Source organism: Legionella lytica, assembly GCF_044626755.1.
Taxonomy (GTDB): domain Bacteria; phylum Pseudomonadota; class Gammaproteobacteria; order Legionellales; family Legionellaceae; genus Legionella; species Legionella lytica_A.
The window spans coordinates 176,102-189,509 of the sequence record NZ_JBGORX010000003.1 but is presented as its reverse complement, the minus strand read 5'-3'; the positions used below and the strand labels follow the sequence as shown (position 1 = coordinate 189,509).

The following is a 13,408-nucleotide window of genomic DNA, read 5'->3' as shown; positions in this document are numbered from 1 at the left end:
AATTAATTGACCGACACTCATCCCGCTAAATTCGTTTATATTGCCATAGTGTTCACCTTATTTTGTAGCTCCGCGTTCTTTTTTCATAAATACGCCCAAGCAATTATCTCCTGGGTTGAACAATTAGGATGGCTCGCCCCCGTGCTGTTCATCATCATCTATTGCCTGGCTACCATTATGTTTGTGCCAACAATGGTCATTACTTTAGCCGGAGGTGCTCTTTTTGGTCCCACCCTAGGTACCCTGCTCAACTTACTCGGTGCAACTTGGGGAGCCGCCTGCTCTTTTCTAATTACTCGCTATTTCAGTGGCACTTGGCTGTCGCAAAATAAAAATGGCAATGTAATGAAGCTCATTCGCGGCGTAGAACAAAAAGGCTGGATGTCCGTTGCAGTATTGCGCTTATTTCCTATAGTTCCCTTTAGTCTGGTCAATTACGGTTTGGGCGTGACCGGAATAAGATTTCGTACCTATTTATTAACCACTTTTATTTTTTTGATTCCGCTAGAAATTATTTATACTTATTTGGGCTATGCCGGAATGGATGCCTTATCAGAACAAGGCTCTTTTTATCGTCGTAGTGGTATTATTATTTTAGGACTTGCTTTGTTGCTGCTGTGTTTATGTAAATTAGGGGGCCTGAAACTGAATAGCGTTTCCTTCAATCCGTCAAAAAAGACCTTAGCCGCTCAAGCAAAGGATGACTTAGTATAAAATTAACCCCTGCGAAAGAGCGAACCACTTGAAGCCCCTGTAAAGAGTTCGTGATAAAAACCGCCTCAGCTGCCTCTATTCTGGCTTGGGTTAATGATTGTTCATAACAGGGAATATGGTGTTGCTGACAGAAGGTCAGAATCCTCGAGCGCGTGATACCCGGTAAAACACCATCCGTCAGTGGCGGAGTGAATAAAGCATGCTGCTGAATAATAAATAAATTGGCGCAGGTGGTTTCTGTTGCATGATGCTCTGAATTAAAAAATAAGGCATCATCCGCACCCGCCGTCAGCGCCTGACGTCGCGCCAAAATCGCTTCTAAATAATTAACTGATTTTACACTATAGATTGGATTTGCAGCATCCCGCAACCAGGGGGCAGAAATTAAACGTAAAGCTTGTGTTTGAGCGGTAAATTGGAAGCTTTGCAACACTAATTGGCTGTGCTGCCCATATTGAGTCAAACCACGAGGTGCACTCCCGCCACTTAATATGGCCTTAACTCCCCCATTAACCAGCTGATCTTTTTGGATTCTTTTTACTAAATGTTGCAACCAATGCTCATAGGGAAGAGTGAAAGGAATACCTAACTGCTGTGCGGAGCTGTTTAGCCGTTGCCAGTGTAAATCAGCCCAGCACGGCTTGCCATGTACTACTTTAAGTGTCTCAAACAATCCTTCTCCTAAAAGGATACGATCATCTGCTGCGAACACTTTACTCTCCTCCTCCTCCATGAACACGTGGGTATGCATAATCTGGGTGCTGTCTAATAGTCTCCAAAATCATCCAATTCATCTCGTAAACGCTTTTCATCCAACATTTGTTCTAAACGTCGGCGCGCATCAAGATCTTTAGGATTCGCATTTTCGATTTCTGGATCAATCTCCAAATCCTCTTCGAGGTCAAACTCTTCAGCTACTTCGCTCGTAGTATCATCATCATTTTCTTCAAACAAATCACTCATAACGTTCTCTCAATGATTTATTAATATGTCTAATCGGGTAAAACCGAAACGCGTATATACCTTATTTTTTTTTCTTTGCCTAGGGTTTTAAGCAGTTTAATTTGTCGGGGCATTGCGATAAAAATAATATTTGTGCTACAAGAATTCAATTTTACTAAAAGAGCAACAACTTTCATTTTCGGCCTTAACAGAAAAAGAGAAAACGCTCTCATTTTTTAGCCATATTCCCTTAGCCTAATCACTTGAACTTTGAGCATAAAAAAATGATAATTTAATCAGAACATATAGAGATCTATATCAATATGGCGGACAAAGTAAAAAAAGCATTAAGAGATACCATGAAACAGATACGTTCTAAAATGTCTGTTGCATATAGCACTACATCGTCCAATCAAGTATGTACTCGTATACGTTCTTTGGAACAATATCGACATGCAAAACGTATTGCTTTGTATTTTGCGGTGAATGGAGAAATTGATTTAAGTGGTATTTGGAGTACAGCACCCTTGCAAGGAAAATTTTGCTATTTCCCCGCAATCAATGAAGAAGATTTAACGCTTTCCTTTTTACCAGCAACGCCTGTGACTCCATTTAAAAAGAATCGCTATGGCATTCCTGAACCTGATGTGAGTCATGATTTAGCAATACCCGCAGAAGAGCTAGACTTAATTTTAATGCCTTTAGTTGCTTTCGATGTTCGTTGTACACGCTTAGGAATGGGAGCGGGTTATTACGATAGAACATTTAAAGACAAGACGAATTGCACCTTAGTGGGTGTAGCTTATCAGTTCCAGCGGGTGAATTTTATTCAGCCTCATCCCTGGGATATTCCTCTGGATGCAGTGGTTACTCAACGAGCGATTTATTGGCGTAACCCAGCATAGCCAATAATCGCATCATTTTAGGGAGATGATGACGAAGTCACTCTGATGTACTAAGCATGCAATCCTGAATTGCTCGCTGACATAACGAGCATTTATAGACATTCCTCTAGCTAGCTTAAAGCATCAGCCCCAATCTCCCCAGTACGCACCCGCACAACTTGCTGCAAATCATAAACAAAAATCTTCCCATCGCCAATTTTACCGGTATAAGCCGATTTACAAATTGCCTCGATCGCCGCTTCAACCATATCGTCAGGCAAAGCCAGCTCAATTTTAATCTTCGGGAGAAAATCCACAACATATTCTGCTCCGCGATATAATTCTGTATGACCTTTTTGCCGTCCAAATCCACGTGTTTCAGAAATAGTAATCCCGGGTACATTGATATCCATTAAGGCTTCATGCACATCGTCCAATTTAAATGGTTTAATAATCGCAGTAATCATTTTCATAATATATTCCGTATGCTTTTTTTAGGTTGATACTTTTGTTAGACTCGTTACAAATATAATAAAGGAGTGAACCATGTTCGACCCCAAACAATTTGACGATTTAGCGAAAAAACTTTTCGCAGCACTTCCTCCAAGTCTACAAAACATTGAAAAAGACATCCAACAAAAATTTAAAGAAGTGTTGCATGCCGCATTTTCACACATGGATCTAGTGACTCGTGAAGAATTTGACGTACAAACCAAAGTATTAGCACGGACCCGCGAAAAATTAGACCATATTCAAGAACAGGTTAATGAATTAATGAGTCATAGTGAGAAAAAGAAAAAAGAAAAATAAAAAACTAGCGCCTAGTTCATTTTGACCAGGAAGTAGAAATGAACGCAGACCAACAAAGTCCAACCGATTAACAAGGAAATTAATCCACATGAATCTTGCATTTACAAAGACACGTAGTACCGTAGGTATATTAGCGCACCCAGTATCCGTAGAAGTCCATTTATCGAATGGGATGCCAAGCTTCGCGATTGTAGGACTTGCGGAAACTGCAATCAAAGAAAGTAAGGACCGAGTACGCTCAGCCATTATCAATAGCCAATTCGAATTTCCCTGCCGCAAAATCACCGTCAACTTAGGTCCTGCCGATCTCCCAAAAACAGGTAGTGGTTTTGATTTACCCATCGCATTAGGCATTCTTGCTGCATCAAATCAAATCCCCCAACAAAGCTTATTGCATCATGAATTTATTGGTGAGCTTGCATTAAGTGGAGAGCTTCGTGGTATTTCTGCGATTATTCCTGCCGTCCTTGCTGCCCATAAAAGTAATAATCATTTAATTATTGCCAATGCGAATGCCATCGAAGCTTCATTAACCGGCTATCAAAATATCAGCACCGCCAGTAACTTACGGGAGGTGTGTAGCTATCTATGTCAAGGAACCCCTTTACATTTTCTACCTCCTCGCCCCGAACAAAATAGCAGTCAATCCGAACTGGACTGGTCAGAAATAAAAGGACAGCTTCATGCCAAAAAAGCGATGGAAATTGCCGCCGCTGGAGGCCATAGCATTTTGCTCAGTGGTGCTCCAGGAAGTGGTAAAACCATGTTAGCCAAACGCTTTAGCACCTTATTGCCGCACCTTTCAGAAACCCAAGCCTTAGAGTGTGCCGCGATTAGCTCCCTTCGTGGCAAGCTGCCTGATTTTACTGAATGGCAATCGCCCCCCTTTCGTGCTCCGCATCATACGGCCTCGCCGGTGGCTTTAGTAGGTGGTGGCAATCCTCCCAAACCCGGAGAAATATCCCTGGCCCATAATGGCGTATTATTTTTAGATGAGTTACCTGAATTTAACCGCCATGTATTAGAAACGCTAAGACAGCCTTTAGAATCGGGCACGATTTGTATTTCCAGAGCTGCGGCACAAGTGGAATTTCCCGCCAGCTTTCAATTACTAGCCGCCATGAATCCTTGTCCTTGCGGGCAATGGGGAAATAGCCAGGCAGACTGTTTATGCAGCCCCGATCGCATTAATCGCTATTTAGGCAAGCTCTCCGCCCCACTCCTAGACCGTATAGATATGCAAATCACCATCCAAGCCTTAAGCCAAGAAGAGTTAATAAAACCCAACAGCAATCCAGAAAAACAAAGTGAGCGAATTCGCGAACAAGTGATCCAAGTACGCACAGTACAAATGGCGCGCCAGAATTGCCTCAATGCCAATTTAAGTGCAAAAGCCTGTGAACAAGTATGTGACATCGGTACTAAGGAACAAGAATTCTTAAGTCGAGTTATGAGGCAACTCAAACTATCGGCGCGAGGCTATCATCGCCTCCTTAAAGTCGCGCGAACCATCGCTGATGTGGGTGGAAGTACCGCTGTAAATTTAGCGCATTTACAGCAAGCATTGTCGTTTAAACATACTTTGCAAAAACCAAAGTAGACAGAAGTCCTGGCTAATCACATCATCGATGTGCCACAGCTTTTCGGTGGCACGTCGATTAATGAGCGAATTTATTTTGATTTAATTATTGATTTACCACCGCATCAAAAACCGCCATACGTGCAAATACGCCATTCTGCACCTGTTGTAGAATAAATGAATGAGTGCCATCAGCTATATTAGAATCAATTTCAATGCCTCGATTCATGGGGCCTGGATGCATCACCATCACATCCGACTTAGCTAAAGCCAGGCTTTTCTCAGTTAAGGCAAAGTCGTGACGATACTGTTCTAAATCCATCTGATCATCCGCCAGTAAACGTTCCCGTTGTACGCGCAGGCACATCACCACATCTGCATCAGCCAAACCTTCACAAATATTAGTCGTAACGCGCCCGTAATGGAGCGTCTGGGGCTGCCAAAGTGCTGGGGCGATTAAAACCAACTCCCCCACCCCTAAGGCTTTTGAGATACATTGAAAGGAGTTAGCAACACGTGAATGACGGATGTTTCCCAAAATCGCGATTTTTAATTGTTCTAATTTTGGTTTACGCTCCAGAATCGTCATCATATCCAGTAATGCCTGGCTTGGATGAGCATGGGTCCCATCTCCAGCATTAATTATGTGAATACCTTCACCCAAGTTTTGGGCCAGACTTTGTTGCAAACCATCTTGTTGATGACGAATTACAAAGTGACGAATTCCCATTGCCGCAAGCGTTTTGATCGTATCCTCAATTACCTCACCTTTAGTTTCAGATGAGCTTTGCAGATCCAAATTAATCACCGGCATCGATAAATGATTCGCGGCTAACTCAAAACTGACTCGAGTCCGTGTGCTGTTTTCATAAAATAAATTAGCCACCGTATGCTGCGAGTAGGCAGGATAATTTTTTTGTTGTTTAAAGGAAAAGGCACGCTGTAATAAAGATTCGATTTGTTGGCGAGATAATTGACTAATTTCTAGAAAATGCTTCATAAAACCTCATTCAGGATATTGCAGCCACTGCTCGAGTATAACACAGGCAGCAATGCTATCCACCTCGGTTTGTTTGATTTTACGATACCCGCCTTGTTCAAATAGCTGACCACGAGCTTCTACAGTAGAAAGACGCTCATCGACTAAATGTACCGGCAAAGCAAAGCGTTTACGCAATTGTTTGGCAAAACGTTTTGCCGCGGCAGTGGTATAGAGTGCGCTGCCATCAATACAGGTAGGAATCCCTACAATCAATGCTTGGGGATTCCACTGAGAAATAACGTTTTCTACCGCGTCCCAATCAGGTACTCCCTGTTGCGCACGCAGTGTCGCTAAAGGCGATGCGCTGCAAGTTAATCGCTGCCCTACAGCCAGACCAATACGTTTGTAACCGAAATCAAAAGCTAAATATACACCATCAGGCATGACCAGAATTTACACTCAGTTGATTCATTTTGATGCCCAAAGTTAATCCGGCATACTCCCAACGATCTTCAAAAGGAACTTCATAGAGAATTTCTGAACGGTATGGACAAACTAACCATAGATTATTCAAAATTTCTTTTTCCAATTGATTATCCACCCAACCGCTGTAACCCAAAGTAACCAAAACATCTTTTGGTCCCTTATCGTCAGCAATGGCGCGAATAATATCATTGGACGTGGTTACCGTCACGTCCTCTTGTAAAAACAAACTGGAACGCCATTCACCCAAGTCCTTGTGCACCACAAAACCGCGCTCTGGCTGTACTGGGCCTCCAAACATTAAAGGCAAACTACTTTGCTCAACCCGTATGGGCTCAATATCCAACTGCTCAAAAACTAAAGATAAGGAAAACTGCATCGGGCGATTAATAATTAAACCTACAGACCCTTCCTCGCGATGTTCACACAGGTAAATCACTGTCTTTTCAAAATTTGGATCGTGTAGTGAAGGCATCGCGATCAACAAATGGTTTGCCAAAGAGTTTATTGTTGTCATACTGCCTCCTCATAAAGAGCAGCTGTCTATTTTAATTATACACTATAAACAACGTGCCCATTTACTAATCACCAAGTATCAACTGCATTTGTGTTTTTCTTTGGTGCAGCAGGATTTTGCCCCATGATAGTAACCTTAATGTACAATGCTGATTGCTGAGCAAAGGTATTGCCTGCGGAAAAAGACCGCGATGAATTATCCGTTTGTTGTGCTCCTTCCGGGCTACCTAAAGAAACCCATTTATTAAGAGGAATCATTAGCTTAGTATCGATTTTTTGATTATCAAATTGTTGTCCACCAGCAGGATTCATTTGCTCTCTTAAACGACGCACGGACAATTCCACTTGTGAACCACGCAAAACCGGCTGCACCAAAATACCATTTTTAATCTGATGCTGCTCATAACTAACGCCAGAGCCATAAAAGCCAGCACCGACAGAGGTCACAATGGGTACCTCTTGATTCATCGTAACCAAAGCCGACTCACCATTCATTACCCGCACCGATTGACTTTGTAACATTTGCGATTGAGTCTGAGTACTGTATGTTACTGAATTATCGTTCTGAGCGCTAAGCCACTGGGGGTCTCCTTGATAAACAAAAACATTAAAAGTAACTGGAGGCACATCAATCTGATGCAAGATTGTTCTGAGTTGCGTTAGCGTTTTTGCATCCACCTTGGTCACCAAGGTTTGTCCTGTGCCACTGAGTGCCTGCCCTTCTGGCATCAAAGGTTCCATTAATTTAATTACTTTTTCTGCAGGGATGTACTGTAACTGAATAACCTTTGTAATTAATTCTTGAGCAAATACATTATTTACGAAAAAAAATAGCCCAATTAACCATAGCCGTTTCATTATCAAACTCCCTGTAAGCACGATTTATTCTTTTTTAACGACAATGTACCTTCAAAATATACATAAAAAACAACTAATCTTTTCAATTGTAGCACCAATATCCGGAGTCAATGGGTTTTGTTCCTATAAAAGTTTGGGTATACTTCAACAAAATCTTTTTACCGAGATCACTATGGGTAGCATTTTTAACATGTTTGGTCCTTCTCCAATAAGGCCGATAGAACAGCACATGCGTAAGGTACATCAATGTGCAAAACAGCTATACCCATTTTTTGAAGCTGTATTAAAAAAAGATTGGCCCGCAGCAACCAGTATTAGAAACAAAATTGTGTCTTTGGAAAAAGAGGCTGACCTCATTAAACGAGATCTGCGGCTTCATTTACCCACAGGCTTATTTTTACCTGTTTCCCGCACTGATTTGCTTGAGTTGCTTAGCGCTCAAGACAGCATAGCCAACAAAGCAGAGGACATTGCTAATATTATCATCAGCAGAAAAATGATAATTCCTGAAGCACTGACATCACTGTTCATGCCATTTTTACACCGTTGTTTGGATGCATCCAAACAAGCATGTAATGCTATTAATGAATTGGATGAACTCCTGGAAACGGGGTTTAGAGGCTCTGAGGTTAAAATCGTTGAAGAAATGATTATGACTCTCTATGAAATAGAGCATGACAGCGATGAACGGCTTGCAAAAATAAGACACCGTATTTTTGAAATCGAAAAAGATTTATCGGCAATCGATACAATCTTCCTCTATAAATTGGTCCAATGGATCGATGACTTGGCTGACAACGCTCAAACAGTGGGCAGTCGACTACAAATTCTAATTGCTCGGTAGTAAATTCCTATGGATTATTCATTTGTTTATCTTTGTATTGCTATTATTCTTTGTTTTTTAATGACTTGGGGGGTGGGGGCCAATGACTTGGCCAACGTCATGAGCACCACCATGGGTTCAAAAGCAATCACCGCGCGGCAGGCTATGCTCATTGCGATTATCTTTGAATTTGCAGGAGCATTTATTGGTGGAACCGAAGTCACCGAAACCATGCGCGATGGGATCATCAATACCAGTCAATTGTCGGAGCAACCCTTAATACTCATTGAAGGGATGCTCGGGGTTTTATTAGCCTGTACTATTTGGATGAACCTTGCCAGTTATATTGGGGTTCCCGTATCCATTACCAATGCGTTAGTAGGTTCAATGGTGGGTTTTGGCGCGGTAGTGCTTGGCTCTGATGCCATTCATTGGAATCAGGTAAGTCATATTGCAATCAGCTGGATTACCTCCCCCCTGATTTCAGGAATCGCTGGATACATGCTATTTATCAGCATTCAACAGACCATTTTTGTGAAAAGTAACCCATTAGCCAAAGCAAAAATTTACATCCCTGTTTACCTGTTTTTAATTGGTACTATTTTATCATTTATTACCGTATTTAAGGGTTTGCACCATTTTGGGATTCATTTTAATTTTAAACAAAATTTAGCGGTAACCCTGGCTACCAGTATTGTTATTACCTTGATTGGAATGATCTTTATTCGACGTATACCTGAGCACCCAAGAATCAGACGCAGGGAACGTTTTATTCAAGTAGAAAAATACTTTGCGGTACTCATGGCTCTTACGGCCTGTGCTATGGTTTTTGCCCATGGCTCAAACGACGTGGCCTTGGCTGTTGGCCCATTAACCATCATTCATAGCCTGGTGATGCATTCTCATCAAACGTTTGATGCCAATAATTATCCCGCCTGGATTATTTTATTGGGCTGTGTTGGGGTAGTAACGGGCTTATTGATGTATGGAAGAAAGGTAATTGAAACCGTAGGTAGCTCCATTACCGCCCTTACTCCCAGCCGTGCCTTTGCCGCAACCTTAGCAGCAGCAACAACGGTTGTGGTGTCAACCAGCATTGGTATTCCAGTTTCAGCAACTCAAACCCTAGTAGGTGCGGTGCTGGGTGTTGGTTTAGCACGGGGTATTGGTGCATTAAACTTGATAGTGATTCGCAATATTTTCATGTCGTGGGTGCTGACCTTACCTGCAGCATCGCTCTTAACTATCTTATCGTATAAAGTATTGCATTGGTTTTTAGGCTAATGTAAAACAATCTCTATGAGCTGAGCTCATAGAGATATTGATTACTAAAAAATTTTGATCTAAAGGAAGTGCGGCTTAATCCTAAAACAAAGCTCATAAAGCCTCACTCTTTGATTATACTTGTATCTTATTAACCTTGAGCGAACGTTGACGATGACTACCTCTCAAATGAGCTATTAAGGCCTCTTTACTAGGGGATAACTTGGCTGGCTCCCACCACCAGAACATCATGACTAAAAATTACCTTTTTTTCAAAATGATGCTCAATTTCAGAAGGCACTAAATATTTTTCACATCCCTCCGAACCTCTCGAATACGTTTTTCTCGCATAATAGCATCCCAATTGATTTAAAAATAATGCAGACAAAGTACTGGTCACTATTTTTATCTATTAGTTTTACTCGAGAATTCCGCAAAATCCTTAGAGCAGTGACCGAAGGAGTTGAAAAGTGAGGTTAATCGAGATGAGTTCTCGACGTCCAAAATAAAGATTCATACCTTATCGTCTATTCTGGATGGCTGACAAGATGGCTTTCCCTTCATTCGGGAGGAGTTGTTTACTAAATAGGACAACGGCTCAGGTAAGGCATCTCATCCTGAGCTGTTATGAAATCAAATAACTGGGTAATTAGGAGGAGAAAACTTAGAATCCTTCCCAAATTTCCCCTTTTTGTTCTTGATGGTCTTTGTTATCACGAATGTTATCTAAACGTTTGTGCTTAGTAATTTCTTTGATTTGTGATTCTGACTTACTATGAGTTGCATCAAATTCGAATAAAAATTTATCATAAGGGCTTACATAGGCTTTATCTATATCATTGCTATTCATAATCAATTCCAAAATTCGCACATTCTTAAAACAGCTATTTTATAACTTTTTCACCTAAGTTACCATTGGCTATATTTAAAGAAAACACCGAGGCAAATCATGAGCTTAAAAAAAGCAGAACTGCATGTCCACTTAGAAGGCACAATTACTCCAGCTCTGGCCGCAACACTAGCCAGCCGCAATAAATTAACCTTACCCTCTGGACTTGTTGCCCCCGATGGAAAAAGTTATTTGTCTAAAGATTTCCTAGATTTTCTTAAGGTTTACGACAGCCTTGCGGCGGTAATTAAAGAGCCTCGCGATTATTATGATATTACTTTTGATTATTTAAAGGCTCGAGCGCAAGAAAATGCCATTTATGTAGAAATGTCCTATTCTCCTGATCATGCCGAACTATCCAGTGGTATTCCTTCTGCAGAACACCTGGTTGCCATTCAACAAGCCATTGATGATGCAAAAGAACAATTCAACATTATAGGGCGCATTATCCTTATTGCTGTTCGTCATTTTGAGGTTGAAGCTGCTGAACGTTTGGCACGACAAGCGCATAAAGATGTTTTCCCATGTGTTACCGGTTTTGGCTTAGGTGGTGATGAAGCAAACTTTCCGCCAAAGCAATTTGCTAAAGCTTATCAAATTGCCGCCGATGCCGGTTTAGGATGCACCGTGCATGCAGGTGAATTTGCCCCTGCAAGTGGCATGGTAGAAGCGATGGAGAATCTAGCGATTACACGTATTGGACACGGCGTTAATTCAATCTACTCTCCAGATACCATGGCCATGGTTAAAGAGAGAGGAATTACCTTAGAAATTTGCCCAACCAGTAATATCTTTTTAGGTTTGTTTAAAGACATGAAGAGCCACCCCCTCCCTAAATTTTATGAAGCGGGTATGAAAATCTCTATTAGCTCAGATGACCCTCCATTTATGAGCACCACCCTTGGACTAGAATATCAACGTGTTCAGCAGTCTTACAATTACAGCGATGAAACAATGAATGCCATTACGCGTATGGCAATTGAAGCTGCATTTGTTGATCAACAAACCAAAGAGGAATTGTTAGCACGCATTTAATAAGGCAGGCCATCTAAGCACATTAGATATTGCGAACAAAGTGAAGCACCCAGAACTGAATTTTAACACAGCATCATTCTGAGTTGCTTCGCCAAGGCTTGCAATGACGAAATTTACCTTTCCCGGAACACGTATCTTGCGATAGAGCCCCTGTTCATGAGCTCTTCGTCGTAAATGCCTCAGGAGGACATATTATTGTTATGCAACTGTTCCAGCAATTGTTCAATATAACGTCGACACGTTAATGGATTATTTAAATAGTTAATAACTCGACGCGTTCCTCCGGTACCAGTAATCGATACCATTCCATAACGTAAAATACTGCCCATAATTGATTGGCGGATATCGATGGCTTCAATCTTGCTTAACGGGATATCAATTGTACGTCTGACGATGATACCAGTACGTAAAATTACCTGGTTCGTCTTAATCGTCAGCGAGGAAAAGTAGTACGTAACCCAGGTCATAAACATCCATGCCAATGCAAAGGCAGTCAGACCATAACCCACCTCGCGAAAATGAGGGCTATAAGATGTTAGTCCCAAAGCACCGCCTAAAGCGAGGCTAGGCCAAAAAAATATAATCCAATGCATGCGGGTAAAATAGACAATATTACTGTCTGTTTTTTTATCAATCATTATTCACCTATATTTTTAAATATCCTTGGCAGATGCCAAAACAGCTTCAATTACAAAGCGTATTTGTACTTTTAAGGACCATCTATATAAAATTATAATATTGTATTTCGTATTAATTTGCTATTCTATAGTTGATCCAGTTTCAATAAAGATAAAACTATGCGCTCTATTAATCGTTGCCTGAATAAACAACTCGTTGACCTTTGCCAACGTTCCTTACAATTGGAAGAGCTTTCTAATAAGCTACGCCAATTTCTTCCAGAGGAGTTAGCTAAAGAATGTCTGGTGGGAAGTTTTAATAAAGGTTGTTTATTGATAACCACATCCAATGCGGGTTGGTCATCACAATTACGTTATTTAATTCCTGAACTCCGTGATAATTTGCGTAAAGCAGGCCTCTATCAATTGCTCTCCATTAAAGTGTCTGTGGTGGCCCCTGTTGCACAGTATGAAAAGTCCGCAGAGCCGCAAAAACAGCAATTATCAGCGAAAGCCAAAGAAGTAATTATCAGTGAAAGCCAGCACTGCAGTTATGAGCCCTTACAAAAGGCATTACTGCATTTAGCCGAGGATGCTTAAAACGCATCCGCAAAGCGTCGAGCCACCCATTCTTCACCTAAATAGCCAAAGCAGTCTTGCAAATAATCCCGCAACTCATCTTCTTCCATGAAATGCTCAAAGCCAATCGGTTCAACATCATGATGCACATAGGCCCCAAAATAGTGCTGGGAAAAATGCATATAGTCCTTGGTATGCAAAATGAAGGCATGCCATAAATCATCAAGAATAAGCAAAGGGCCAAAGAGATAGGTTTTTTTACCCTGTTGCGCTCGTTGTTGATTGAGCCATAACCATCCCAAAAGATCGGTAAACAAAAGCTCTCCCTCTTGCTTACTAAACTCAGGATGGTGATGGCAAAAATAACTGACTACTGCAGGGTTACGGTAGCTCAGTACGTGCCTCAGTTCCATGCTCATTAACCACAACAAGTC

At 41.4% G+C, this 13,408-nt stretch carries 18 protein-coding genes; 8 read left to right on the top strand and 10 right to left on the bottom strand.

The window, feature by feature from the left end; translation table 11 throughout:
* Positions 1 to 39 precede the first annotated feature (39 nt).
* Complete coding sequence (locus ACD661_RS10565; RefSeq protein ID WP_400187903.1) at positions 40 to 714, top strand: TVP38/TMEM64 family protein; 675 nt, start codon at positions 40 to 42, stop codon at positions 712 to 714.
* On the opposite strand, the gene ACD661_RS10560 is transcribed toward ACD661_RS10565, so the two are convergent.
* Both ACD661_RS10560 and ACD661_RS10555 read right to left on the bottom strand, forming a co-directional pair.
* Complete coding sequence (locus ACD661_RS10560; protein WP_400187819.1) at positions 662 to 1,465, bottom strand: aminotransferase class IV; 804 nt, start codon at positions 1,463 to 1,465, stop codon at positions 662 to 664. The genes ACD661_RS10565 and ACD661_RS10560 overlap by 53 nt on opposite strands.
* 14 nt (positions 1,466 to 1,479) lie before the next feature.
* Positions 1,480 to 1,677: a PA3496 family putative envelope integrity protein gene (locus ACD661_RS10555; protein ID WP_400187818.1), complete on the bottom strand. Its 198-nt coding sequence runs from the start codon at positions 1,675 to 1,677 to the stop codon at positions 1,480 to 1,482.
* Between the two features lie 302 nt (positions 1,678 to 1,979).
* On the opposite strand from ACD661_RS10555, the gene ACD661_RS10550 reads away from it, so the two are divergent.
* The gene (locus tag ACD661_RS10550) at positions 1,980 to 2,561 is read left to right on the top strand and encodes a 5-formyltetrahydrofolate cyclo-ligase (protein ID WP_400187817.1); all 582 of its coding nucleotides are present in this window, start codon (positions 1,980 to 1,982) and stop codon (positions 2,559 to 2,561) included.
* Between the two features lie 110 nt (positions 2,562 to 2,671).
* Here the strand turns inward: ACD661_RS10550 and ACD661_RS10545 are convergent, their stop codons facing one another.
* Positions 2,672 to 3,013 carry a P-II family nitrogen regulator gene (locus ACD661_RS10545; protein ID WP_058533172.1) on the bottom strand — a complete coding sequence of 114 codons (342 nt, stop codon included), beginning with the start codon at positions 3,011 to 3,013 and terminating at the stop codon, positions 2,672 to 2,674.
* A 73-nt stretch (positions 3,014 to 3,086) separates the two neighbouring features.
* Here ACD661_RS10545 and ubiK point away from each other — a divergent pair, with 73 nt between their 5' ends.
* Both ubiK and ACD661_RS10535 read left to right on the top strand, forming a co-directional pair.
* Complete coding sequence (gene ubiK, locus ACD661_RS10540; RefSeq protein ID WP_400187816.1) at positions 3,087 to 3,350, top strand: ubiquinone biosynthesis accessory factor UbiK; 264 nt, start codon at positions 3,087 to 3,089, stop codon at positions 3,348 to 3,350.
* Positions 3,351 to 3,438: 88 nt separating this feature from the next.
* Entirely contained in the window at positions 3,439 to 4,950 is a 1,512-nt protein-coding gene (locus ACD661_RS10535; protein ID WP_400187815.1) for a YifB family Mg chelatase-like AAA ATPase, read from the top strand.
* Positions 4,951 to 5,035: 85 nt separating this feature from the next.
* On the opposite strand, the gene ACD661_RS10530 is transcribed toward ACD661_RS10535, so the two are convergent.
* The 4 genes from ACD661_RS10530 to ACD661_RS10515 all read right to left on the bottom strand — a co-directional run bounded on the left by ACD661_RS10530 (position 5,036) and on the right by ACD661_RS10515 (position 7,768).
* Positions 5,036 to 5,929: an aspartate carbamoyltransferase catalytic subunit gene (locus ACD661_RS10530; RefSeq protein WP_400187814.1), complete on the bottom strand. Its 894-nt coding sequence runs from the start codon at positions 5,927 to 5,929 to the stop codon at positions 5,036 to 5,038.
* A gap of 6 nt (positions 5,930 to 5,935) precedes the next feature.
* Entirely contained in the window at positions 5,936 to 6,355 is a 420-nt protein-coding gene (gene ruvX / locus ACD661_RS10525) for a Holliday junction resolvase RuvX (RefSeq protein ID WP_400187813.1), read from the bottom strand.
* The gene (locus ACD661_RS10520; RefSeq protein ID WP_400187812.1) at positions 6,348 to 6,911 is read right to left on the bottom strand and encodes a YqgE/AlgH family protein; all 564 of its coding nucleotides are present in this window, start codon (positions 6,909 to 6,911) and stop codon (positions 6,348 to 6,350) included. Before ACD661_RS10520 ends, ruvX begins: the two co-directional genes overlap by 8 nt.
* Before the next feature lie 68 nt (positions 6,912 to 6,979).
* Complete coding sequence (locus ACD661_RS10515) at positions 6,980 to 7,768, bottom strand: type II/III secretion system protein (protein ID WP_400187811.1); 789 nt, start codon at positions 7,766 to 7,768, stop codon at positions 6,980 to 6,982.
* A 190-nt stretch (positions 7,769 to 7,958) separates the two neighbouring features.
* Between ACD661_RS10515 and ACD661_RS10510 the strand changes: the two genes are divergently transcribed.
* Together ACD661_RS10510 and ACD661_RS10505 are read left to right on the top strand one after the other, a co-directional pair.
* A complete protein-coding gene (locus tag ACD661_RS10510) occupies positions 7,959 to 8,612 on the top strand; it encodes a TIGR00153 family protein (protein WP_400187810.1) in 654 nt (217 codons plus the stop codon).
* A 9-nt stretch (positions 8,613 to 8,621) separates the two neighbouring features.
* Positions 8,622 to 9,875, top strand: coding sequence for an inorganic phosphate transporter (locus tag ACD661_RS10505; RefSeq protein ID WP_400187809.1), 1,254 nt, complete (start codon positions 8,622 to 8,624; stop codon positions 9,873 to 9,875).
* 643 nt (positions 9,876 to 10,518) lie between these two features.
* On the opposite strand, the gene ACD661_RS10500 is transcribed toward ACD661_RS10505, so the two are convergent.
* The gene (locus ACD661_RS10500; RefSeq protein WP_133136938.1) at positions 10,519 to 10,704 is read right to left on the bottom strand and encodes a CBU_0585 family protein; all 186 of its coding nucleotides are present in this window, start codon (positions 10,702 to 10,704) and stop codon (positions 10,519 to 10,521) included.
* Positions 10,705 to 10,803: 99 nt separating this feature from the next.
* On the opposite strand from ACD661_RS10500, the gene ACD661_RS10495 reads away from it, so the two are divergent.
* Positions 10,804 to 11,778, top strand: a complete 975-nt coding sequence (locus ACD661_RS10495; RefSeq protein ID WP_400187808.1) for an adenosine deaminase — start codon at positions 10,804 to 10,806, stop codon at positions 11,776 to 11,778.
* A gap of 179 nt (positions 11,779 to 11,957) precedes the next feature.
* Here the strand turns inward: ACD661_RS10495 and ACD661_RS10490 are convergent, their stop codons facing one another.
* Positions 11,958 to 12,416, bottom strand: a complete 459-nt coding sequence (locus ACD661_RS10490) for a PH domain-containing protein (RefSeq protein WP_400187807.1) — start codon at positions 12,414 to 12,416, stop codon at positions 11,958 to 11,960.
* A 159-nt stretch (positions 12,417 to 12,575) separates the two neighbouring features.
* Here ACD661_RS10490 and ACD661_RS10485 point away from each other — a divergent pair, with 159 nt between their 5' ends.
* On the top strand, positions 12,576 to 12,995 hold the full coding sequence (locus ACD661_RS10485) for a DciA family protein (protein WP_400187806.1): 420 nt from the start codon (positions 12,576 to 12,578) through the stop codon (positions 12,993 to 12,995).
* On the opposite strand, the gene ACD661_RS10480 is transcribed toward ACD661_RS10485, so the two are convergent.
* Positions 12,992 to 13,393 carry a glycine-rich domain-containing protein gene (locus tag ACD661_RS10480; RefSeq protein WP_400187902.1) on the bottom strand — a complete coding sequence of 134 codons (402 nt, stop codon included), beginning with the start codon at positions 13,391 to 13,393 and terminating at the stop codon, positions 12,992 to 12,994. The genes ACD661_RS10485 and ACD661_RS10480 overlap by 4 nt on opposite strands.
* Positions 13,394 to 13,408: the final 15 nt, after the last annotated feature.